We start from the raw sequence: 20,870 nt of genomic DNA on the forward strand, positions 1-20,870 counted from the left end.
AGACAACGAATTCCCAGCAATTAAAATGTAAAATATGTCGCCATTAGACTCATGACGTTAACTCTTAATCTATCACCAGAATTAGAGCAATACCTTGTACAAGAAGCCAATCAGAAAGGGCTTTCAATTGAGGCATTAGCATTACAGCTTTTAACGAAATCCATTTTGTTGAAGCAGCGGCAAGCCGAGGCCGTTCAATTGCTCCAGTCTTGGATTGATGACGAGGATTCAGAAGAGCAGCAGGAAACAGGACAATATTTGGTTGAAACGTTGGACAATGATCGATTATCCGATCGCAGACTCTTTCCACCTGAATTAAAGGGAATTACCTGGTGAGCCGAGTCATCGTGTTAGACACCGGGCCATTGGGTTTAGTGACCAATCCGAAGCTTTCCGCGGAAAGCACGGCTTGTACTCAATGGCTTCAATTGCACATCACATCAGGCAGTCAGATTGTTATTCCAGAAATTGCAGATTATGAGGTTCGACGCGAACTATTGCGAGCCAATAAACATAAAGGAATCGCTCGTTTAGATGATTTAGCCAAGTTTCTTGAGTATTTGCCCATTACAACCATTGCGATGCGCCAAGCAGCTCAACTTTGGGCGCAAGCTCGTCAACAAGGACAACCAACCGCAGGCGACAAAACGATCGATGGCGACATGATTCTAGTCGCTCAAGCAATGACTTTTATGAGCTCAGAGATGGTCATAGCAACGACAAACATCGGTCATCTATCGAGATTCATATCCGCTGAATTGTGGCAAAACATTGCCCCCAGATAAACCTTCACCCAACCCTGAGAAAAGATTGACGCTATTTAGCGAAACACAACCTTCAGCATTTAAACCCTGACCCCTGACCCCTGGCACCTGATCCCTAACTCCCATGTCTAAACTCCAACTGCAACATCTAAACAAGACCTTCAGCGCCAGCGTGGTGCCCGTGAAAGATTTGAGCCTAGCAGTGGGAGACGGTGAGTTTCTGACGCTGCTGGGGCCGTCGGGGTGCGGCAAGTCTACAATTTTGCGGATGATTGCGGGGCTGGAGCAGCCGACGCGAGGTGAAGTGCTGATTGGCGATCGCCCTGTCACCAACATCCCACCGGGCGATCGCAACATTGCAATGGTCTTCCAGAGCTACGCGCTTTATCCACACCTGTCGGTGTTTGACAACATCGCGTCGGGGCTTAAGCTGCGGCGGGTGCCACCGGAAGAAATTCGGCAGCGGGTCGCGTCGGCGTCCGAGGTGCTGGGGCTGGGCAACTTGCTAGACCGCAAGCCCGGTCAGCTTTCGGGCGGCCAGCGGCAGCGGGTTGCCCTGGGTCGGGCCCTCGTTCGGCAGCCGGAGGTGTTTTTGCTGGATGAGCCGCTCAGCAACCTGGATGCGCTGCTGCGAGAGCAGGTGCGGGCAGACCTGAAGCAGCTTTTTGCGGCGCAGCAGGCTCCGGTCGTCTACGTCACCCACGACCAGACCGAGGCGATGACCCTTTCGACTAAGGTTGCTGTGCTGAACAACGGCGAACTCCAGCAGCTTGCGCCGCCTGCGGAAATCTACAGCCATCCTGCCAATCGCTTCGTCGCAGGCTTCGTTGGCAGCCCCCAAATGAATCTATTCGACCTGACCTGCGCGAACGGCTTTGCCCTGCTCAATGAATTCAAAATTCCCTTGCCCGATCGCCTCAAGTCCCTGTCCACTGTCACCCTCGGCATTCGTCCAGAGCAGGTGCGGCTGGCGCAGACGGATGATCCAAACTCTATCCAGGGTCACGTATTTCTCACCGAACACCTGGGCATGAACAATCTAGTCAGCGTCCGCATTCCTGGCGCAAACGATCGCACGCTGCGGGCCCTGCTGCCGATGGATGCCGTGTGGAACGCAGACGAGATGACGCTGGCGCTGCCGCCGGAGCATTTGCACTGGTTTGATGCGGAGAAGGGCGATCGCCTGTGACTAAGCAGTCCTTAAAGAAAAGAGTAGCTAGGGCCGCAATTCTCCCTGACTCATCATAAAAGCTTGAATGTTATCCTGCCCTAAACGACCTTTATTATAAGCTTGCCACTGGCTAGTGAGCAAATGGATCTGTTGCTGGGATAGCTCCCAATTAGGAAAACCAATAGGAAGCGGGACAATATTAGGCTGAACTTGATTGAAGTAAACCCAAGCCTTTACTTTTGGATATCGGACGAGACTATTGACAGCATCCGTAATCCACCAATCGATTTCATTTTCAGATCCAGCCACGCCTACCTCACTAATGATCATCGGCTTATTAAAATGATTGGCAATCCAATATTTCTCAGAAATCAGCTTAGAAAAAGAATGGATCTTGCTTGGATCTTGAGTATTCCACTCCTTCGTAGCATAGATAGAAATTCCAACAAAATCTACATAATCTGAACCCGGATAGTATGATCGAGCAGAGCGATTTCCAGCAGGAGACCATATCCAAAAAACATTGCTTATACCAAGCCGACGTGCATAGTCAGCCACATAATGATAAACTCGGACATAATTATTGCTGTCTTCTTTTGACCAGGGATACTGACCTACTATTTCCATTTCATGCGCCCATCGAAACAGCACCTTTTGAGGTGATTGCTGCTTCAGCACATTCAAAATTCGCTCAATAGTTCTGTCATACTTGCCAGATAAAATGTCTTGGAACAGTGTTTCATTTGTCATGCCATTCCAGTTCCAAGGCCACGGTTCTAGTGTAATCATCGGCAGGCGATGATTATGTTTCGCTGATTGCAAGGCTTCGTCTAGCTCTCTTGTATTATCTAATCGCCAGGGAACAAAGTGATGTTCGATCAACACTTCCGGATGCTGAAATGCTTGGTGCGGATCGTACACACCGAATGCAATACTGTGTCGATGCATAACTTGGACTGTGTTGGCCAGCTTAATAAATAGGAAAGCCCCAACAATACCTAGCAAAAAAGCCTCTATGAGTCGGGTCATGTATTATTGTATTCCTATTTCTAGATCTATGACACTTCAAAGACTGTAATTGTGTTAACGGGCAGAGTAAATGGCTGGCTAGAAATCGCTCCAAAAGACACGGTTCCCCAACTAAGGCCTGACTCACTAATCTGATAAACCCTAACGGGTAAATCAGGATTGTAAGGGAACTCCCAACCTTGGAAAAAGAGCTGTATAGTCTGGTCTTGCATCGATCGATTAACCAGAGAAAATGCGTCCCAAGCTTCAGCATTAGTAGCATAGACGCTAACCGCTCGCTCATCAGTTGAAGATGCAGCAACTACATTGCCTAACAGTAGATCATTGTAAAGCTGAAAAACGTAAGACGACGGACGGCGCTCCCACTCACCAAACGGGCTTAGCTTGCCATACCAGCCATCTGCCTCAGCCCAGGCTAGTGCTCCTGTTGCGCCTGAACGAGTAATTGATGCAAGTGCCAGAGCGTCATAAACGGCTCCAACAATATTGTGCATTCTGGGATCAGGTGGTCTATAGCTTAAATTAAACTCGTTGTGAAATGTTTCAATCGGGCGATCGCCATATTTTTGCAAAACCCATCGGATTGTAGCAGTGCGGCTGCCGAGAGTATTGGCGCTGTCCCAAGTAGAGGCATTTGAGTCTTCGAGTCTCCCACTTGTATAAGAGTGATAGGACACAAAATCCAGGTGAGGATAGGCAACTTCAATAAATGGGATCACCAGGTTTAGTCGATCTGGCCAGGTAAAGCTAGGCCCACCTACTTTGATCGTTGGGTCAACTGCTTTCATTGCAGTGGCAGCACGGACATAAATCTCAGCTAGCTGACGCATTGCTTCTGGTGAACTGTAAATTTGATCCATTTCATTTAGTACTTCCCAGTAAACAACGCCGCGCTTTTGTTCGAGATTAATAATCCGAACTAAATCAGCACAAAACTCCGCATAGGCGTCAATCATCTCAGGACGTAGCCGACCTACTGAAACCAACAATTCCTCCGGCACATCAGGCAATGACAGGGGGCGATCGCCCTCTATCGCTAAAAATTTTGGCCAGTTTGCAATATTTATCTTCAGCATTGGATTTCCGTCGAAGGGTATATCCATTGCTAAAGCAATTTTGTCGCGATCCCAGCGGTAGTCTGCATTGTCAGGAGAAATGACCCAGCCATTCACATTCGTCCACGCATCTTTCATCTGATCTGCATGGTGGTATCGGAAAAAACCGGCTTTCATCGTTGCCAGTTGTCTCCGATAAACAGGATCACCGACTTGCTTTCCAACAATGTAAGGATTGAAGCCCTGCTTAAGATTCAGCCCATAGCTCTGTTTAGTTGCGATCGCCCCAGTTTCATAGCCCCAGTCAATACCTACCAGCACGATTTTTTCATCAGGCTGCCCATTCGGGGTAAATGTGAGATGGGGAATATCTTTGGAATTTTGGGAAGCAACTTCTGGCGCTAGCTCTACTAATCCATCAGAAAGTTGATGCTCTGAACCAAGAACAAGGCTCGTATCAGCTCCGCCCTCCGGGAGTGGCATATCTTGAATGACAAGTAAGTCATTTGTATTACTAAATCCAATCAGCTCGTTCGTACTATCTACACCCATGCCTTTTTGAGTCCTAACCATAAACCGAAACTTCTACCTTTACCTTCCCTTGATGTTCTTTGTGGGATGCAACAAGAACTGTTACGTCAGACTAGACTCAGTAGATTCACGGTAATCGTCGCAAACTTCATGAAGAAATTGGGGTTGTGGAAGCATATAAAAGAAGAAAATTTATAAAAACTTTATATAAAGTGCCCTTTTTAACAAGAGTGCATAAATTTTTGGCTTATTCTCTCTGTTAAAGAACAATACTTTTCGCGTGTCTGGTATTAATGCGGTACCAGGTTCTTCCACGAATTCTCTGATTCCTGTTTGGGGTTTGTCTGTGTACTTTATCAAGCTAGCCTTATCTCCCTTTTTAAGCCGGGTGTATCCCACTTTTGTAGCCCTCACCCTAAATCCCTCTCCCAAAGCGGGAGAGGGACTTCCAATTCGGCTCCTCTTCTTTGGGAGAAGGGGCTGGGGGATGAGGGCAAACTTGCAGAACTGAGATGTGCCCTTTAAGTCTCCCTTCCTTGGTGCTGCAGAAAACTCCTGAAACTCTCTTAAATCAAGGATTCTTGTCGAGACAACAGATTTAGGATTTCTCTGGAAATCGAACAGAGGCAACGGTTTCAGCCGCTTATTTTGACTGTCTAGGCTGCCCATCATGAGACTCAGAAAAGTTTTCTGCACCACTAAGGCCTCCTTTATTTCAAGGATTCTGTTTTTTGATATAGCTACTAAGCTTGTTATCTGGGTGCGTTTATGACGATTAGATTACAGACAAAATCCCGTGCTATTTCTCTGCTTGTTTCAGAATCAAAAGTTTTGCTGGTGGACGTATTATCTCGGCGAGACAAAGTGATTTTTCTGGGTCTAGTAGGGGTTTGGGCGATCGCTTTGGTTTGGTTTTGGGCTTGGTGGCTTCAGTCCGAAAATCGCATTAGCGTATCAGGAACTGTGATCACAAGCTTGCTGATAGCTTGGAATACCTTCCTTCCAGGCTATTACTTTTTTTTTGTCGCACAGATGAAGCGGCCGAATCCAAAAATCGCCTTGCCTTCCACTTGGCGTGTGGCGATGGTAGTTACGAAGGCTCCTTCAGAGCCATGGGCGATAGTTCGCAAAACTCTTGAAGCAATGCTCAGCCAGTCTCATCCTCATGACACATGGCTTGCAGATGAAGATCCCCAGCCCGAAACGATTGCTTGGTGTCGTCAGCATCGAGTCAGAATCTCAACTCGCAAGGGTGTCCCAGAATATCATCAGCCCAAATGGCCTCGCCGCACAAAATGCAAGGAGGGCAACCTAGCCTACTTCTACGACCAGTATGGATATGAGAGGTACGATTTTGTTGCTCAACTCGATGCCGATCATGTTCCAGAACCAGGCTATCTGGGGGCGATGTTGCGCCCGTTCGTTGATCCAAAAGTTGGCTACGTCGCAGCACCCAGTATTTGCGATGCTAATGCTCATGAGAGTTGGGTCGTGAACGCACGTCTATTTGCAGAGGCCACCCTGCATGGCTCCTTACAGGCGGGCTACAACAACGGCTGGGCACCGCTTTGTATTGGTAGTCACTACGCAGTGCGGACTGCGGCACTGAAGCAGATTGGCGGATTGGGGCCCGAGCTAGCCGAGGATCACACTACAACATTGATGATGAATTCCTACGGCTGGAAGGGGGTGTTTGCTTTTGATGCAGAAGCGCATGGAGATGGTCCCGGCTGCTTTGCCGATTTTTTGGTGCAGGAATATCAGTGGTCACGCAGTTTGATGATGGTTTTGCTGGCTATCACGCCTCGCTATTGGCGAGGGTTGACGCCCCGCCTCAAGTTTCAGTTTCTCTTTGCCCGGTTTTGGTATCCGATTTTTGGGTTGACGATTTTGGCGGGTGTGCTGATGCCGCCGATTGCGCTGATTTTTGATATGCCTTGGGTTCAGGTGAGGTGGCTAGAGTTTGTAGCAAGGTCTGCAGTGCTGTCCTTGGCATGTTTGCTGCCTGTGGCGTGGGTTGCGACGCGGGGCTGCTTGCGCCCACACAACGCAAAGATTGTTAGTTGGGAGATGTTACTATTTCAGTTTGCGCGCTGGCCCTGGATTTTGGCGGGCGTATTCAACGCAACTGTAAGCTGGATTTTGCAGAAAGATCTGCCATTTCGCGTTACGCCCAAGGGGGCAAATGCGCCGAAGCCGCTGCCCTTCAAAGTACTGATTCCTTATTTGATGATAGCTGTGGTTGCAGGGCTTACAGTAATTGCGGTGGATAGTGCGATTCATGCAAAGGGCTACTATTTTTTAACCTTGCTGAATGCAGGAATCTACATTGGGCTAGCGCTAGCGATTGTGTGGCTTCATGTTCGTGAAAATGCGAACCATGCTAAGAAGTTGCCTTGGTACTTGCCGCAGAAGTTGGCGATCGCCCTCTCAGCGCTGCTTGTGCTGTTTGCCGTTGGGCTGCGGATAAGTGATGGGGTGGAGGTAATAGCTAGGAATGCGCCGCTTCCTAGGTCGATGTTTGGAAATTTTTTGCGATAGGTGCTGGAAGCATCTAGTTCAGAAGCATGTTTGTCAGAGATGTCTTGTTTAGTGTTCTGTTAACTGGTGCTGGTTTAGGCGTATTGGCTTTGTCGGTTTCGGCTCAAGAGTCTCAATCCATTTCTCTAGGATTGTTGGTTGCCCAAGATTTATCTCCAAGCCTGGTGATAGAACCAGCCGAATCATTAGGTTCTTCTGATACACAGGCGCAACTGATTGACCAGCAGTTGCAGATGGCAGCAGAGTTAGAGGCTCAAGGCGATCTAAATGGCGCGATCGCCCTCTATGAGTCTGTTTTGGCGCGATCGCCGCAGAATTACACGGCCCGCATTAGGCTCTCTACCCTATATTCTTATATCCAGCAGTACGACCTTAGCCTGCACCTGTTGGATCAGCTCGTTGCGGAGTATCCGGATCGAGTAGACCTCCAGATACAGCGGGCGGAGGTTACTAGTTGGTCAAAAGACTACGAGCGAGCCATCCAGCTTTATCGCCAGATTGTTGAGCAAGATCCAGAAAACCTAGCGGCACAGTTGAGGTTAGCTGAGGTTTTAAGCTGGTCTGGTCAATATTTTGAGGCTTTTGCGGCCTACGGAGCCGTGTTGCAGCGCCAGCCTGAAAATTTATCAGCCCAACTTGGGCAGGCGCAGGTGAGACTTTGGGACGGGCGGAGCCAAGAGGCGATCGCCCGCTATCAGTATATTTTGGAGCGATTGCCCGATTCTGTAGAGGCAAGGATTGGCTTGGCTAAGGCTTATCAGTTTACCGGGCGAATCTCTGAGGCTCTTGATACACTGCAACCACTTATCGATTTGCAGCATCCAGAAGCACTGGCAATCGCCCGCGAGATCCGCACCATTCGAGCTGACACCGAGTTTCGCTGGCGATTTACCAGTAATGGCGAAGAGTCCCAGTTTGTACAGCAGACTATACGGTTTCCTGTCTCTGGGAGCAACCTCATTCCAACCGTTCGGCTTGGTTTCACCAACTTTGAGCAGTCTGGATTTGAACCCCTTCAAAACTATTGGCTAGATTTGGGAGTTGAGACACGCTTTGCACCCTACAGCCTCCAGGCTTTTATCGGCGCTGATCTATTTAGCCGAGAAGACCCCATCTTTCGCTTTAATTCAGCGCTCAACGTGGCAGTGTCTCCCGATCTTAGCCTGGGAGCTAACTTGCGCTACGGGGCTTACAAAGAAAATGTACAAGCCCTTGAAAATCAAATTACGGCTTTTCGCGTTGAGCCAACGCTGTATTGGGAAATTGGCGGAGACACAAGCCTATTTCTGTCTTACACACTGGGCTTGTACAGCGACGGCAATACAGAAAATCAAGCGTTGCTATACCTTCGGCAGGAGCTAGGCGATTTCTATCTTGCAGGGACGTTGCTGTATTGGAGCTATGCCGATGACTTCAACAACGGCTACTTTGCGCCGCCCGACTATTTTCTGTATCTGGGCGAGGTTGGCTGGCAAGGACGCATCTTTGACCCGCTAGAGTGCCAAATCTCTGCCGCTCTGGGCCGACAGCAATATGATGAGACTAGCGATCGCAGCTATGTAGTGCGATCGCGCTGCACAATCACTTTTTCTGAAAGTACCCAGCTTGACTTGAGCTACAGCCTGACAAACAGCGCTCGGTTACAGGGTGGTTCCAGTCCTGACTCGATTCAGCAAACTATCCAAGGACTGCTCCGGTATCGGTTTTAATGTTGAGCAGTCCCGCTAGAAACTGATGCAGGGAGCTTTTGAAAAGGTGTTGGGTTGGGGCAGCCCAATGAGTAAATTAACTTAACACCCGGCATCGCCCACGACCGGGATCTCGACCGTCGCCTCATCCCGCTCGACCCGAATCGTGCCGTTGGCGATCGCCACGCTTTCAATTTCGCCTTCTGCGCCCAGCGTCACGGTGACGGTTGCCGTGATGGTTCCGTCAGCGCTGCGAAACACCTGGGTCGTTTTTTGTCCATAAAAGTCCCGCCCGCTGCCATCGACCCGGCGAAACTCCACCAAATTGCCGTCAATCAGCATCCGCATCGACCCGTCTTCGATGCCGTTGAAAAAGACGTATTGCTCGCGGGATGTGCGGTCTGCCTTCCAGAGCGCCATCCCACAGCCGTAGAGGTTATTTTCTGCAAGGGAAAACTCGCCCACACGGGGTGCAGGAGCCATCGGCGGCGCTTCAGGATTAGTTCCGACCTCGCCCGCAAGCCCGCAACCTGCCAGCATGAAGGACATCAGCGCTGCGGTTAGTCGTTGTTTCATCACGATTTTTCTAGGCTCCAAGCTTCAGCGATAGTCATCAACCCTACGTAGACGAATAAAGCAAAGCCCCGGTTCCCTACAACGAGAAAAACCGGGGACTGCGAGAAACTGTAGGGTTTGTAGCTACTCGGCAGATACGGCGCTGGCATCGGCGGCTTCAGGGGCGATCGCCGTCCCCTCAGAGGGAGAGTCTGGCTCCTTAAAGACAATCCGCAGAAGAGCGGGCGCAATAAAGGTCGTGCCAATCACCATCACGATAATGGCAGCCTCCAGCGACTTCGATAGCACGCCCGTCGCGGAACCCACGCCCACAAACACCAGACCGACCTCGCCGCGAGGCACCATGCCCACGCCGATCGCCAGTCGATTAATCCCTGGCTTGCCAAACACGCCCAGACCCGTCACCAGCTTGCCCAAAAACGCCACCGCCAGCAAGAAAATCGCGATAATCAGCCCTTCACGGTTTTCCGGGTTAAAGGGGTTCAGCACGCTGACATCGGTACGCGCTCCCACCACCACAAAGAAAATGGGCACGAGCATATCGGCGATGGGAATAATCTGCTCTTCTAGCTCTTCCCGCTTTTCGGTTTCTGCCAGAACCAGCCCCGCCGCAAACGCACCCAAAATTCCTTCTAGCTGAATGGCTGCACCGATATAGGCGAGTCCGAAAGCAAAAATCAGCGAGGCAATCAGCAATTGCCCCCGCGTTTTCAGCCGATCTACCAACGCTACAAAGAAGGGGCTGAGCAATCGTCCCAAAAAGATGGAGCCGATGAGGAACACCGCCGCGCTGACCACTAGGTAAATCACGTTGCCGATTTGGACTTCGCCCGTCTTGGCCAGGCTGGCTACCACTGCCAGCACGATAATGCCCAGCACATCGTCCAGCACCGCCGCGCCGATAATGATTTGACCTTCGGGCGAACTGAGCTTCTGGATTTCTGCCAACACTTTAGCCGTGATGCCAATGCTGGTTGCGGTTAGCGCGGCTCCGGCAAAAATGGCGGGCACCGTCGGCACCCCAAACAGCAGCATGAGTCCGGCTGTACCTGCGGCAAAGGGAACCACGACCCCAATCACGGCGACGACTGCCGCCTGGGGGCCGACGCGGATGAGTTCCTTCAAATCGGACTCTAGCCCAATTTCAAACAGCAGGATGATGACTCCTACCTCTGCCAGCACGGAGATGACCTCACTCTCTGCCTGGAAAATGCCGCTGGCGGATTCTGGGCTGACACCGCTTGTAGCCTCCATCAGGCGCATCACCAAAGAGCCAGACTCCTGGAATCCGCTTTCGGGAAACACCAGCAGGTGGAGGGCCGACACCCCGACCACTACGCCGCCAATTAGCTCTCCCAGCACTGGGGGCAACCCCACACGGACGCAGAGTTCGCCGCCTGCTTTAGCCGCCAGATAAACCACAATCAGGCTGAGCAAAACACCGCCTAGAACGAACGTCGCTTCTTCTGCGGAGCCAGACTCGGCAAGCAGCGAGAAAGCATTGGGAGCGACGGAATTCAGCCACAGGTTAGAAACGTCTAAATCGAACGAATGGAACAAACTAGCCGGACTCAGCATTCACTTGACAAAGACTCGTCCTGTTTACTTTACCGTGAGTGTTCCTGCGGAAAACAGCGATCGCCCGCCGACTTTCTTCAAGATCTCCAGACAATTACGAATCCTGGAGACTCACAAGCTTCGATAAAACTTACCAAAGTAGACAATTAGCAGAACTAAACCCTGGATTTTTTCACCAACAAACATAAAGAAGTTCTATAGCAGTAGCGCTAGCATCGGTCTGGCACGTTAGCCGCAAATGTTCATCCTAGATAAACACCCGGTGCTGCAAAGACGGCATCTGCCGCCGCACTTGCGCTAGCCGAGAGGGTTCAATCGAGGCGATCGCCACGCCGGGTTTCTCTTCTACTTCTGCCAAAATCAGCCCCCACGGGTCGATAATTGCCGCGTGTCCGTGAGACTGTCGCCGCGCATTGTGCTTGCCTGTCTGGGCGGGCGCAATCACGTAGCAGGTGTTTTCGATCGCCCGCGCCTGGAGCAAAACCTGCCAGTGGTCTTTGCCCGTGTAGGCGGTGAAGGCAGCAGGCACAAACAGCACCTCGGCCCCCATCTGCGCTAGGTGGCGATAGAGTTCGGGAAAGCGCACGTCGTAGCAGACCGACAGCCCCAGATTGCCAAACTCTTTGGAGGGGTAGACTGGCGGCAACTGCGTCCCCGCCAGCACAATGCTCGACTCTTGATAGGTGTTGCCGTCTGGCAGGTTCACGTCAAACAGATGCACCTTTTCGTAGCGGGCTAGTTCGCTGCCGCTGGGGTCTAGCAGCAGGGCCGTGTTGTAGACTTTGCCTGTGCCTGTGGGAACCGGGAAGCCGCCACCCAAAAGCGTCACCTGATAGCGCTGGGCCATGGTTTTCAGAAATTTTTCACTGCCCTGGGCGATCGCCTCTGCCTGGGCTAGCTTCGCGTCTTCATCGCCCAAAAATGAAAAATTCTCTGGCAGCCCAATCAGTTCCGCGCCCTGACGCACCGCCAAATCGATTAAATCCTCTGCCTGAGCCAGATTTTTCTCCAGATCTGGCACGCTATTCATTTGCACTGCTGCCGCTAGATAAGACCTCATGATTCCTTGCGATTGAAAACCATACTCCCATTCAGCCCAAAATATTCGTTCTTTTCATCATGGCGGGCGATCGCGCTGCGAGAGGATCTTGCCACTTGCCCACACCTGACCCAAACCTCCCCTAAAATCGACCACCCTCAGCAGGATGGCGATCGCCTAGTGCTATGTCACAGCTAGAACTTAGGTTGGTAGTAAGTGCTTTAGTGCTGAAGCGCTTACTACGAGCCAATGCATCATCCTAAACTAAAACTAAACCATGACACTGCACTAGTTTGGTGCTGCTTTGGTGCTGCCAAATGTGGAGAACATCCCTCTTGAACACCTCACTGGCCTGAGATCAAGATACATGGCGCATTAAAGGGTTTAGAAGCGGGCGTAGTAAGTGTCGTGCCTAATTTTAGCCCTATTCTTTCCCGATTCCTTGAGGACCTATGCAGTTGAGCAACTTCCCGTAGCCGCATGAGCAAGAAATCACTCAAAACTCAGGCAAATCATCGAAACAATCCTCGAAAACTGATTGCAGGAGTGATAGTCCTGTCTGTCTGAACGTCTGAATCCAAAAGAGGAAATCGGGTCTGCAGATTGCCTTGGCGCTTCGCTTCACAAAGGAATTAGCGGCTTATACGGACATGGTGTGTTAATTGACACCTTGTCTGGCACTGAATCTTTACCAAATCTTCAAGGAAATGCTCTCAACATATAACTTCATGAATCTTCTATGAACTTCATTCATCCGCCTGTTGTCGAATGCTCTCTCAGCACCATTTAATGTCTAAGCAATGGAGCCTACTCACTCCGTTTGATTACTTCACTGGTCTTCTCGACATTGATACGTCTCGCTGCCTTTCAGAGCCAACTCTGGTTTTGTTCAGGGCGGCCGCGCTTGGAGTCGAGGTCATCAGCCGGGGTGCTAGTTCTAGGCGTGTAGTCTTTACGAACCATTCACCATACTTTTGAATGTTGTGTTTGAGGGAATTTCAGAAATCTCTCGCAAGGGACTTGTTGCCATCTGCCGAGTCGCTACTTGCGTGTAAATTCTGAATTTGCATCTGAGTTCACAGTTTCCCCCCATCAGCGGTGAACTGCAAGATTCAACCCTGTTCCTCACCCTTGATAAGACCCCTTCTCAACTTGTTCCCGCAATGCAGTATCTTAGTGTGCAGCGCTTGATCGCAAGCTTTTTGGGCGGGCGATCGCAGGCTTAGCAACCTGGCTACAGTATTAGCCGCTGCTTCATACTAAGTTCATAGTGTGGGGTGGTTGAGGAGTGAAAGAACTGTCCGGAACGTCAAACTCAACAGCGAGTTTCACGGGTTCGGGGTGTCTTTGGTCAAGATATCCAGTCAAAGGGCCTGAAGGGTTGAGCCGGCGGGCCTTCGTCGTCCGACCTCAACTGGCAGGCTGGCGTGTAGCTTGCTCGTGTTACTCTGCGTTGTTCCGTATTTATTTAGTTGTAGCAAGATAATCTTCACTATAGCCTGGCTCCAAACAGTTTGCCCAGCCTATTCAACTCATCCTGTTACGTTGTATTGCATTGTCTTCGCTCAGTTGCCCTCCTGACACAAACCTAGAAGCCATGCTGAACATTAAATCTGACGACATCACAGCAGATCCTCTGCCACCTGTCGGAGAATCTTCTAATAATCCCCATTTAAAGAACTCGCTGTTGGCAGACTATGGAACCAGTTTTGACGACACCTGTTCTGTTGAAGCGATGCTGGCATCCACCCAATCGAGGTGCCAGGTTAGCCAATTTTTCATACAGGCGCTTCAAAATGGACGCAAGACGATTTTGATGACAAACCTGCTGCACAACCCGTCGAAGTCTACCGAGCCAGGTACGGTTTGGTCGCTGGGCCGCAGTTCCACCTGTGCGATCGCTCTCGATAACCCGTCCGTCTCTCGCTGCCATGCGGTGATTGGCTATCACCCCGACGAAGGGCTTTACATTTCCGACCTCAACAGCAGCAACGGCACCTGGGTTAACCGTCGTCGCGTCCTCCCAATGCAGCGCATCCCGCTCCAAGATGGCGACATTGTGCGGCTGGGCACCTTCGATGTCGAGTTCTTCGTTTCTAGCACAGCCCCAGCCCCATCCGCCTTTCAGGACATCACCCGCTTCTAGTTCCACTTCTAAATTCTGGCTGCAAATGTTCGCTTCTAGCTTTCTCAAGGCACAGGGGCGAATCCTTGCTACAGTTGGGCGTGAGCGCTGAAAAGAGCGCCTGCGCCTTTTTTGTTTGTCGTGTCCTGCTATGCTGCTCCTTCTCCAGGTGATTCTCTGCGTCAGCTTGGTGGTGTGGGTGGGGTCGCGGCTGTCGCAGAGTGCCGATGTGCTGGCAGAAAAGACCGGGCTAGGGCGCAGTTGGGTCGGCGCGATCTTGTTGGCAGGGGCGACCTCGCTGCCAGAACTGGCCAGCGGCATCAGCGCAGTGGTGCTGTTTCGAGTCCCCGATCTGGCAGTGGGCGGCGTGCTGGGAAGCTGCCTGTTTAACCTGCTGATTTTGGTGATTGTGGACATTTTTACAGGGCCAGAACCGCTGCTGCGACAGGTGCAGGTGAGTCATGGGCTGTCGGCGGGTCTGGGCTGCGTCATGCTGGGCACAGCAGCAGCGGGTATTTTGCTGGCGGAGCGGGGCGTGGATCTGACGCTGGGGTGGGTAGCGCTGCCAAGTGTGCTGCTGATGCTGTTATATGCCGTAAGTGCCCAGTTGATTGCTCAGTTTGAACTGCGCCGCCGCACCCAACTGCTGGAGGAGGAAGCCGAAACCTTGCAGTATGGTCATATCTCGCAGCGGCAGGCCTATGGCACCTTTGGGCTGCTGGCGATCGCCATTGTGGTGCTGGGCATTTGGCTGGCTGCCCTGGGCGATCGCGTGGCTGTGGTTACGGGACTGGGGGAAAGCTTTGTCGGGGCGCTGCTGCTGGCGGCGGCCACCTCCTTACCCGAAGTCGTGTCGTCGCTGACGGCGATTCGCCTGAATGCCGCTGACCTGGCGGTGTCCAATATTTTTGGCTCTAACCTGTTCAATTTGGCGATTCTGGGCATTTACGACCTGGCCTATCTGCGAGGCAGTTTGTTTGGCGAAATCAACCACCCCATTCATGCCTTCACCACCGTCATTGCCATTATGATGACGGCGATCGCCCTGGTAGGGCTGATCTATCGAGCCAGTAAGCGATCGCGCCTACACCTGACCTGGGACGGCGTGGCGATTTTGCTGCTCTATGTTGGCGGGATGTATGCGATCTATCGAGGGTAAGGCAGCAGAAGCAAGGGGAAGCCTGAAAGCAAGCACCCCGCTCACCCTTGAATCTCATCCTTCAAACTCGGCCCTTCTGTCAAAAACGGCCCGCTTAGCATCAGCGCCGTTTTGGCATCCAGGGTTCCAGTGACGCTGAGGCCAACGGACTGCTGAAATCGGCGAAGCGCCGTGTTAATAGTGGCATTGTTGGTGGCATGGTTGGTGGCATGGTCGATGATATCGTTGGCGATCGCGCTGCTGGGGTTCAGATAGCCCAGGCGCGTCAGGTAGTCCCGCACTTGCGCCGCAGACAGCACCACCTCCTCTGGGCGAAAGAACGGGACGTATTCTCGTCGCCAGATCCGCTGAAACTGCTGGCGATTGAGGCGATAGATCCGCCCCCAGGCAGGGTCAGCAATGGTGGCAGTGTCATCGCTAAGGGACAGCAGCGCAATCGCGTGGGGCGATCGCCGTCCGCTGGGGTTGAATAGCCAGCTTGCCAGCACACCTGGCCGATTAATTCGCTGCATCTGCTCCCAGGTGGCGCCTGTGATCTCCAGACCGTCCATCTGGAGTTGGTGCGCGGCGGTAATCAACTGCGGCATGGAGGTTCCCAGGCGGCTGGTGCCCGCCAGTTTTGCCACGCTCGATTCGGTTTCGTCCAGCCCCCAGCGGCGCAGCACCGTGGCCATCGCAGCCGGCGCGCAACTGCTGGTGGCGGTTTGCTGAAACACCCCGTTGGGGCGCAAGTTATCATCCAGCGTGGAATAAATCGGAGCTAGCAGATAGGCCTCGGCCGCTGTAAAGCTGCCCAGCCCAATCAGCCCAATCAGCACGACCGCAATCACCTGCAAACGGCGCGTGTGCCAGCTCACCACAAACGCCACGCCGCAAATGCCCAACAGGATAATCCGCATCGCCGCCCAAGACACCTGCATTCCCGATACGCGCCACGCCAGCGGTAGCCATTGCCATTGGGGAACATACAGCGCCAGCAGCAGTAGAGCAATGTAAATTCCTAAAAAAGCCAGTGAGACAGAGGTTTTTCCCTTAAACAGGTCGTTTGCGGTTGCTCCTTTTCGCAACAGCAGCCGCCCAAACCGAATGCCCCACCAAAAGGCAAGTCCGCCGAGCAGAATGGTGCTAGCAATTCCCAAAGACATAAGCGACAGCGCAGGTAGAGGTTGACCGGAGGTTCACAGCGAGACTCAGCGGAAAATCGGCAGCGAGCTTCGGGGGCGAAATCGGGGGCAAGCTTGGGGGCAGAATCGGGGGCGAGATCGGGACAAGATCGGGGGGCGAGATCGACTCATTGAGCGTTTACAGTCAGTTTGCCGCATTAGCTTCAGAGTGCCCAGTTTGCTGGGCGATCGCCATTTCGGAAAACTTTTCCATCCATTTTTCGGCGCTCGTCTCCATCCATTTCTGAAACGCCAGAGGGGCGATTTCTGAAACGCCAGAGGGGCGATCGCCCCTCCGGTCAGCGTGACTAGATGCGATAGATCCTGATGATTTCCCTACAGTTTCTCAAGGATACCGAGGGCGATCGCCCATAAGTCTGGGGTGCGCTAACGGTAAGATCACATTAAGGATTCCTAAACTGTATCTCGAATGCTAAATACCCTTGATGCCAATGCCGTTCTGGAGGTATTGCGCCCCGTCCAAGACCCAGAGCTACGCAAAAGCCTGGTGGAGCTAAACATGATCCGCAACGTCACCGTGGCAGAGGGTGAGGTGCGGTTTACGCTGGTGCTAACAACGCCCGCCTGCCCGCTGCGCCAGTTCATCGTAGAAGACTGTGAGCGAGCGGTGAAAACGCTGCCCGGTGTTCAGGCGGTGGTGGTGGACGTGACGGCCGAAACGCCTCAGCAAAAAGCGCTGCCTGATCGCACAGGCATCGACGGTGTGAAGAATATCATCGCCATTTCTAGCGGCAAGGGCGGCGTGGGCAAAAGCACCGTCACCGTGAATGTGGCCGTAGCGCTGGCTCAGGCGGGCGCAAAAGTGGGGCTGCTGGATGCCGACATCTATGGGCCCAACACGCCGACGATGCTGGGACTGACGGAGGCAGCGGTGAAGGTGCAGCCGGGGCCCCAGGGCGAAATCCTGGAACCCGTGTTTAACTACGGCGTAAAGCTGGTGTCGATGGGCTTTTTGATCGACCCAGATCAGCCCGTGATCTGGCGCGGGCCAATGCTAAACGGCATCATCCGCCAGTTCCTTTATCAGGTGCAGTGGGGCGAGTTGGACTATCTGCTGGTAGACATGCCCCCCGGCACGGGCGACGCACAACTGACGCTGGCCCAAGCCGTGCCGATGGCGGGCGCAGTGATTGTAACTACGCCGCAAACGGTGGCCCTGCAAGATGCACGGCGCGGCCTGCGGATGTTTCAGCAGCTTCAAGTTCCCGTGCTGGGCATTGTGGAAAACATGAGCTACTTCATCCCGCCCGACCTGCCCGATCGCCAATACGATATTTTTGGTTCGGGCGGCGGCGAAAAAACAGCAAAAGAACTGGAACTGCCGCTGTTGGGCCGTGTGCCGCTGGAGATTCCGCTGCGGCAGGGGGGCGATCGCGGCATTCCGATTGTGGTGGAATACCCCGACTCGGCTTCGGCTGGAGCACTGAGGGCGATCGCCCAGCAGATTGCAGCCCGCGTGTCTGTTGCAGCGCTGAGCTAGAGTTCAGGGGTCTGAAGGAGCGCTTCTAGGGCTTGCTCTGCTCGATTGCCCGCTGCATAAAGATCTCCTGGGAACTCAGCACGGGTTCACCTTCCTTAGGGCGGCGCTGCGTATAGTTGCCGTCTGGCTGAAGCTCCCATGCCTGACGGTTATCACTCAGCGTCGTATCGAGAATCTCCCGCAGCAGTTTTTTCAGCGCAGGGTCTTCAATGGGAGTCACGGCTTCCACGCGGCGATCGAGGTTGCGCGGCATCCAGTCCGCACTGCCAATGTAGTATTCTGCGTTGCCGTCGTTGTGGAAGTTGAAGATGCGTGAGTGTTCTAGATAGCGCCCGATGACGCTAATTACCCGAATGTTCTCGCTGACATTGGGAATTCCCGGCTTCAGGCAGCAAATCCCTCGCACAATCAGGTCGATCTCGACCCCTGCTTGTGAGGCTTCATACAGCTTGGCAATCATGCCCGGATCAACCAAAGAGTTCATCTTAGCGATGATCTTGGCAGGCTTGCCTGCTTTAGCATGTTCAATTTCGCGATGGATCAGCGCCGTCATGCGATCGCGCATGTTCACAGGCGACACCAAAATCTTGCGATAGGAGTGCTGCCGCGAATAACCCGTCAGGTAGTTAAACAAATCGGTCAAATCTGCGCCCAGTTCCTCGCGGCAGCTCAGCAGGCCCAGGTCGGTGTAGAGCTTGGCCGTCTTGGAATTGTAGTTGCCTGTGCCAATGTGGACATAGCGGCGAATCTCGTCCCCTTCCTGACGCACCACCAGCACCACCTTGGTATGAGTCTTTAGCCCCACCAGACCATAGACCACATGGATGCCCGACTGCTCAAGCTGCATCGCCCAGTTAATATTATTCTCTTCGTCAAACCGCGCCTTTAGCTCTACTAGCGCTGCGACCTGCTTGCCGTTTTCCGCCGCCTCGATCAGCGACTTCACAATCGGCGAATCGCCGGATGTGCGATACAGCGTCATCTTGATTGCCTGAACCTGGGGGTCGCGGGCCGCCTGGGCAATAAATTGTTCCACCGAACCGCTGAAGGATTCGTAGGGATGATGCACCAGCACGTCATGGCGGCGAAGGATGGAGAAAATATCTTCCCGTTCGGCATTGGCGGGCAGCAACTCCCCCGTAAACCGCAACTGGCGCGGCGGCATGGGCGAAAACGGCGCATCCTTGAGCGCAGGCAGCGGCAACCCCGTTAGTGCAAACAAATCCTTCAAGTTGAGCAGCCCGTCGATTTCATAGACCTCGTGGGGTTTTAGCTCCAGCTCATCCATCAAGGTGTCTTTGATCAACTGCGACGCATTGGACTGAATCTCCAGTCGCACAGGCGCTTCTGCCATCCGCCGCTTTTTCACCATGTCTTGGATCGCTTGCAGCAGGTCCTCCGCCACTTCTTCACGCAACTCGACCTCTGTATCGCGGGTAAGCCGGAAGAGGGAATATTCCTGTATCGTCATGCCGGGAAACAGCATTTCCAGGTTGTGTGCGATGACCTGCTCTACTGGAATACCAACCCAAACCGCCTTTTTGCCGCCTTCTTGGCTAGGCTCTGAGGGCAGCTTTAGAAACCGGGGCAGGCTGCTGGGCACCTTGACTCGCGCAAAATGCTCTTCGCCCGTCTGCTGATCTTTGACCTGCACCGCCAGACTGAGGCTGAGGTTTGACACGCGCGGGAACGGATGCCCCGGATCGACCGCCAGCGGGGTCAGCACCGGAAAAATCCGCTTCTCAAAATGATCTCGCACGTAGTTCCGCTGCTCCTGGCTGAGGTCGATGTAGTCCAGTAGGAACACGCCATGCTCTTTCAGCGCTGGGCGCAAAACGGTTTCAAAGTATCGGTGCTGTTCTTCCACCATAGGCCGCAGGGTTTGACTAATTTCCTCAAGCTGCTGTTGGGGGGTGCGCCCGTCTGGTGTTAACGTAGTGACTCCTGCCTCAAGCTGGTCTTTCACAATCGCCACCCGCACCATAAAAAACTCGTCTAGGTTAGAGCTAAAAATCGCCAGAAACTTTAGACGTTCCAGCAGCGGCGTGCGCTCGTCTAGCGCTTCGTGCAACACCCGCCGATTAAACTCCAGCCAGCTTAGCTCACGATTAGCGTAGTATTGTGGATCGCTCAGGTTAACGGCAGACTTCGCAGCAGGGGCAGATTCTTTAACATTTGTCATAAAGTTTACCAGCCAGTTCTAGCAGCTTGAGTAGACAAAATCTGTATCAAACTGTATCGAGTTTTTGTGTCAAGAAGAGTATACAAATAGGGCTTAGTATTGCAGGCCACATCGTTCCTGCTCCGAATCTTGGACTGCGTTTTGTCCGGTTTTGCAGCCAGCAAATTTCTCTAATGGGCTATGCTTCAAATGCCTTGTGAGCCAGGGATTTAGCCCATTGTCAACATGATTGACAACGTGATTAACAATTGGCAGCCGTTTAGTCGTGTCCTGCGTTTTGGTCGCGCTTCGGCCATTTGGAAGATTTCCTTAACTTTTTAGACGCGGGTGGGCTAAACTCCTGAACTTTTCTGTAACGACAGCCCTTGGGCGATCGCCTATTCTAGCTTTCATACAGCAACCAGCAACGCAGAACAACGAGATAGAGCAACGAGACGGAGCAATCAGCTAGGTATTTGTAAGCTTCTGCCACACTCAGCGCTCAACATCTGTACTTAGATTACGCATAGTGATTCACATAGTATTTGGAGCAAGCCAATGAACGCTAAAACGCTCTCTTCAGAATCCCTCCAAGCCACCCTCTCGTCCCACAGAAATTACGGCTTTGCCGCATTATTTAGTAAAGCATTTTGGGCGATCGCCCGCACTCTAATGGCACGAGACGAAATCAAGGTTTCTATTCAGCAGCTACGCAATGGCGAACAGGTCTGGCATCAGAGGTGTTGAAAGATAGCTCAACATACAAAAAATGGGGGCAGAATGTAGTAT

The 20,870-nt window shown here is 52.5% G+C and carries 17 protein-coding genes; 9 read left to right on the plus strand and 8 right to left on the minus strand.

The annotated features are described in order from the left end of the window. The first annotated feature begins 51 nt into the window (after nucleotides 1–51). The 3 genes from IGS16_RS02560 to IGS16_RS02570 all read left to right on the plus strand — a co-directional run bounded on the left by IGS16_RS02560 (nucleotide 52) and on the right by IGS16_RS02570 (nucleotide 1,953). Complete coding sequence (locus IGS16_RS02560) at nucleotides 52–336, plus strand: hypothetical protein (RefSeq protein WP_297083082.1); 285 nt, start codon at nucleotides 52–54, stop codon at nucleotides 334–336. Then, complete coding sequence (locus IGS16_RS02565; protein WP_367185709.1) at nucleotides 333–785, plus strand: nuclease; 453 nt, start codon at nucleotides 333–335, stop codon at nucleotides 783–785. The genes IGS16_RS02560 and IGS16_RS02565 overlap by 4 nt, the downstream gene beginning before the upstream one ends. Nucleotides 786–888: 103 nt before the next feature. Then, a complete protein-coding gene (locus IGS16_RS02570; RefSeq protein WP_297083086.1) occupies nucleotides 889–1,953 on the plus strand; it encodes an ABC transporter ATP-binding protein in 1,065 nt (354 codons plus the stop codon). A 27-nt stretch (nucleotides 1,954–1,980) separates the two neighbouring features. On the opposite strand, the gene IGS16_RS02575 is transcribed toward IGS16_RS02570, so the two are convergent. The 3 genes from IGS16_RS02575 to IGS16_RS02585 form a co-directional block, all read right to left on the minus strand. Next, nucleotides 1,981–2,964 (minus strand): glycoside hydrolase family 26 protein, encoded by a 984-nt coding sequence (locus tag IGS16_RS02575; RefSeq protein WP_297083088.1) that lies wholly within the window; start codon nucleotides 2,962–2,964, stop codon nucleotides 1,981–1,983. Between the two features lie 26 nt (nucleotides 2,965–2,990). Next, nucleotides 2,991–4,592: a hypothetical protein gene (locus IGS16_RS02580; RefSeq protein WP_297083090.1), complete on the minus strand. Its 1,602-nt coding sequence runs from the start codon at nucleotides 4,590–4,592 to the stop codon at nucleotides 2,991–2,993. Nucleotides 4,593–4,742: 150 nt separating this feature from the next. Further along, on the minus strand, nucleotides 4,743–5,219 hold the full coding sequence (locus IGS16_RS02585; RefSeq protein WP_297083092.1) for a hypothetical protein: 477 nt from the start codon (nucleotides 5,217–5,219) through the stop codon (nucleotides 4,743–4,745). A 99-nt stretch (nucleotides 5,220–5,318) separates the two neighbouring features. On the opposite strand from IGS16_RS02585, the gene IGS16_RS02590 reads away from it, so the two are divergent. After that, the gene (locus tag IGS16_RS02590; protein ID WP_297083093.1) at nucleotides 5,319–7,091 is read left to right on the plus strand and encodes a glycosyltransferase family 2 protein; all 1,773 of its coding nucleotides are present in this window, start codon (nucleotides 5,319–5,321) and stop codon (nucleotides 7,089–7,091) included. 233 nt (nucleotides 7,092–7,324) lie between these two features. Beyond that, nucleotides 7,325–8,800, plus strand: a complete 1,476-nt coding sequence (locus IGS16_RS02595; protein WP_297083095.1) for a tetratricopeptide repeat protein — start codon at nucleotides 7,325–7,327, stop codon at nucleotides 8,798–8,800. An 81-nt stretch (nucleotides 8,801–8,881) separates the two neighbouring features. On the opposite strand, the gene IGS16_RS02600 is transcribed toward IGS16_RS02595, so the two are convergent. The 3 genes from IGS16_RS02600 to IGS16_RS02610 form a co-directional block, all read right to left on the minus strand. Continuing rightward, the gene (locus IGS16_RS02600) at nucleotides 8,882–9,355 is read right to left on the minus strand and encodes a hypothetical protein (RefSeq protein ID WP_297083098.1); all 474 of its coding nucleotides are present in this window, start codon (nucleotides 9,353–9,355) and stop codon (nucleotides 8,882–8,884) included. A 123-nt stretch (nucleotides 9,356–9,478) separates the two neighbouring features. Then, complete coding sequence (locus tag IGS16_RS02605; protein ID WP_297083100.1) at nucleotides 9,479–10,933, minus strand: cation:proton antiporter; 1,455 nt, start codon at nucleotides 10,931–10,933, stop codon at nucleotides 9,479–9,481. Nucleotides 10,934–11,180: 247 nt separating this feature from the next. After that, nucleotides 11,181–11,993, minus strand: coding sequence for a carbon-nitrogen hydrolase family protein (locus IGS16_RS02610; protein ID WP_297083101.1), 813 nt, complete (start codon nucleotides 11,991–11,993; stop codon nucleotides 11,181–11,183). A 1,576-nt stretch (nucleotides 11,994–13,569) separates the two neighbouring features. On the opposite strand from IGS16_RS02610, the gene IGS16_RS02615 reads away from it, so the two are divergent. Continuing rightward, nucleotides 13,570–14,118, plus strand: coding sequence for an FHA domain-containing protein (locus IGS16_RS02615; protein ID WP_297083103.1), 549 nt, complete (start codon nucleotides 13,570–13,572; stop codon nucleotides 14,116–14,118). Nucleotides 14,119–14,248: 130 nt separating this feature from the next. After that, a complete protein-coding gene (locus tag IGS16_RS02620) occupies nucleotides 14,249–15,256 on the plus strand; it encodes a hypothetical protein (protein ID WP_297083105.1) in 1,008 nt (335 codons plus the stop codon). A 41-nt stretch (nucleotides 15,257–15,297) separates the two neighbouring features. Here IGS16_RS02620 and IGS16_RS02625 read toward each other — a convergent pair whose 3' ends face one another. Then, entirely contained in the window at nucleotides 15,298–16,401 is a 1,104-nt protein-coding gene (locus tag IGS16_RS02625) for a cysteine peptidase family C39 domain-containing protein (protein ID WP_297083107.1), read from the minus strand. 448 nt (nucleotides 16,402–16,849) lie between these two features. On the opposite strand from IGS16_RS02625, the gene IGS16_RS02630 reads away from it, so the two are divergent. After that, nucleotides 16,850–17,920 carry an Mrp/NBP35 family ATP-binding protein gene (locus IGS16_RS02630; protein ID WP_297083109.1) on the plus strand — a complete coding sequence of 357 codons (1,071 nt, stop codon included), beginning with the start codon at nucleotides 16,850–16,852 and terminating at the stop codon, nucleotides 17,918–17,920. Between the two features lie 25 nt (nucleotides 17,921–17,945). Here IGS16_RS02630 and ppk1 read toward each other — a convergent pair whose 3' ends face one another. Beyond that, nucleotides 17,946–20,102, minus strand: a complete 2,157-nt coding sequence (gene ppk1 / locus IGS16_RS02635; protein ID WP_297083111.1) for a polyphosphate kinase 1 — start codon at nucleotides 20,100–20,102, stop codon at nucleotides 17,946–17,948. A gap of 537 nt (nucleotides 20,103–20,639) precedes the next feature. Between ppk1 and IGS16_RS02640 the strand changes: the two genes are divergently transcribed. After that, nucleotides 20,640–20,828 carry a hypothetical protein gene (locus IGS16_RS02640; RefSeq protein ID WP_297083113.1) on the plus strand — a complete coding sequence of 63 codons (189 nt, stop codon included), beginning with the start codon at nucleotides 20,640–20,642 and terminating at the stop codon, nucleotides 20,826–20,828. The last annotated feature ends 42 nt before the right edge of the window (nucleotides 20,829–20,870 follow it).

This window comes from Thermoleptolyngbya sp. C42_A2020_037 (assembly GCF_015272455.1).
Classification (GTDB): domain Bacteria; phylum Cyanobacteriota; class Cyanobacteriia; order Elainellales; family Elainellaceae; genus Thermoleptolyngbya.

Coding starts and splice junctions, on each gene's coding strand:
- IGS16_RS02640 (WP_297083113.1), top strand. CDS start 20,640: ATGAACGCTAAAACGCTCTCTTCAGAATCCCTCCAAGCCACCCTCTCG.
- IGS16_RS02585 (WP_297083092.1), bottom strand. CDS start 5,219: ATGGGCAGCCTAGACAGTCAAAATAAGCGGCTGAAACCGTTGCCTCTG.
- IGS16_RS02590 (WP_297083093.1), top strand. CDS start 5,319: ATGACGATTAGATTACAGACAAAATCCCGTGCTATTTCTCTGCTTGTT.
- IGS16_RS02610 (WP_297083101.1), bottom strand. CDS start 11,993: ATGAGGTCTTATCTAGCGGCAGCAGTGCAAATGAATAGCGTGCCAGAT.
- IGS16_RS02575 (WP_297083088.1), bottom strand. CDS start 2,964: ATGACCCGACTCATAGAGGCTTTTTTGCTAGGTATTGTTGGGGCTTTC.
- IGS16_RS02615 (WP_297083103.1), top strand. CDS start 13,570: ATGCTGAACATTAAATCTGACGACATCACAGCAGATCCTCTGCCACCT.
- IGS16_RS02595 (WP_297083095.1), top strand. CDS start 7,325: ATGGCAGCAGAGTTAGAGGCTCAAGGCGATCTAAATGGCGCGATCGCC.
- IGS16_RS02580 (WP_297083090.1), bottom strand. CDS start 4,592: ATGGTTAGGACTCAAAAAGGCATGGGTGTAGATAGTACGAACGAGCTG.
- IGS16_RS02630 (WP_297083109.1), top strand. CDS start 16,850: ATGCTAAATACCCTTGATGCCAATGCCGTTCTGGAGGTATTGCGCCCC.
- IGS16_RS02560 (WP_297083082.1), top strand. CDS start 52: ATGACGTTAACTCTTAATCTATCACCAGAATTAGAGCAATACCTTGTA.
- IGS16_RS02605 (WP_297083100.1), bottom strand. CDS start 10,933: ATGCTGAGTCCGGCTAGTTTGTTCCATTCGTTCGATTTAGACGTTTCT.
- IGS16_RS02570 (WP_297083086.1), top strand. CDS start 889: ATGTCTAAACTCCAACTGCAACATCTAAACAAGACCTTCAGCGCCAGC.
- IGS16_RS02600 (WP_297083098.1), bottom strand. CDS start 9,355: ATGAAACAACGACTAACCGCAGCGCTGATGTCCTTCATGCTGGCAGGT.
- IGS16_RS02625 (WP_297083107.1), bottom strand. CDS start 16,401: ATGTCTTTGGGAATTGCTAGCACCATTCTGCTCGGCGGACTTGCCTTT.
- ppk1 (WP_297083111.1), bottom strand. CDS start 20,102: ATGACAAATGTTAAAGAATCTGCCCCTGCTGCGAAGTCTGCCGTTAAC.
- IGS16_RS02620 (WP_297083105.1), top strand. CDS start 14,249: ATGCTGCTCCTTCTCCAGGTGATTCTCTGCGTCAGCTTGGTGGTGTGG.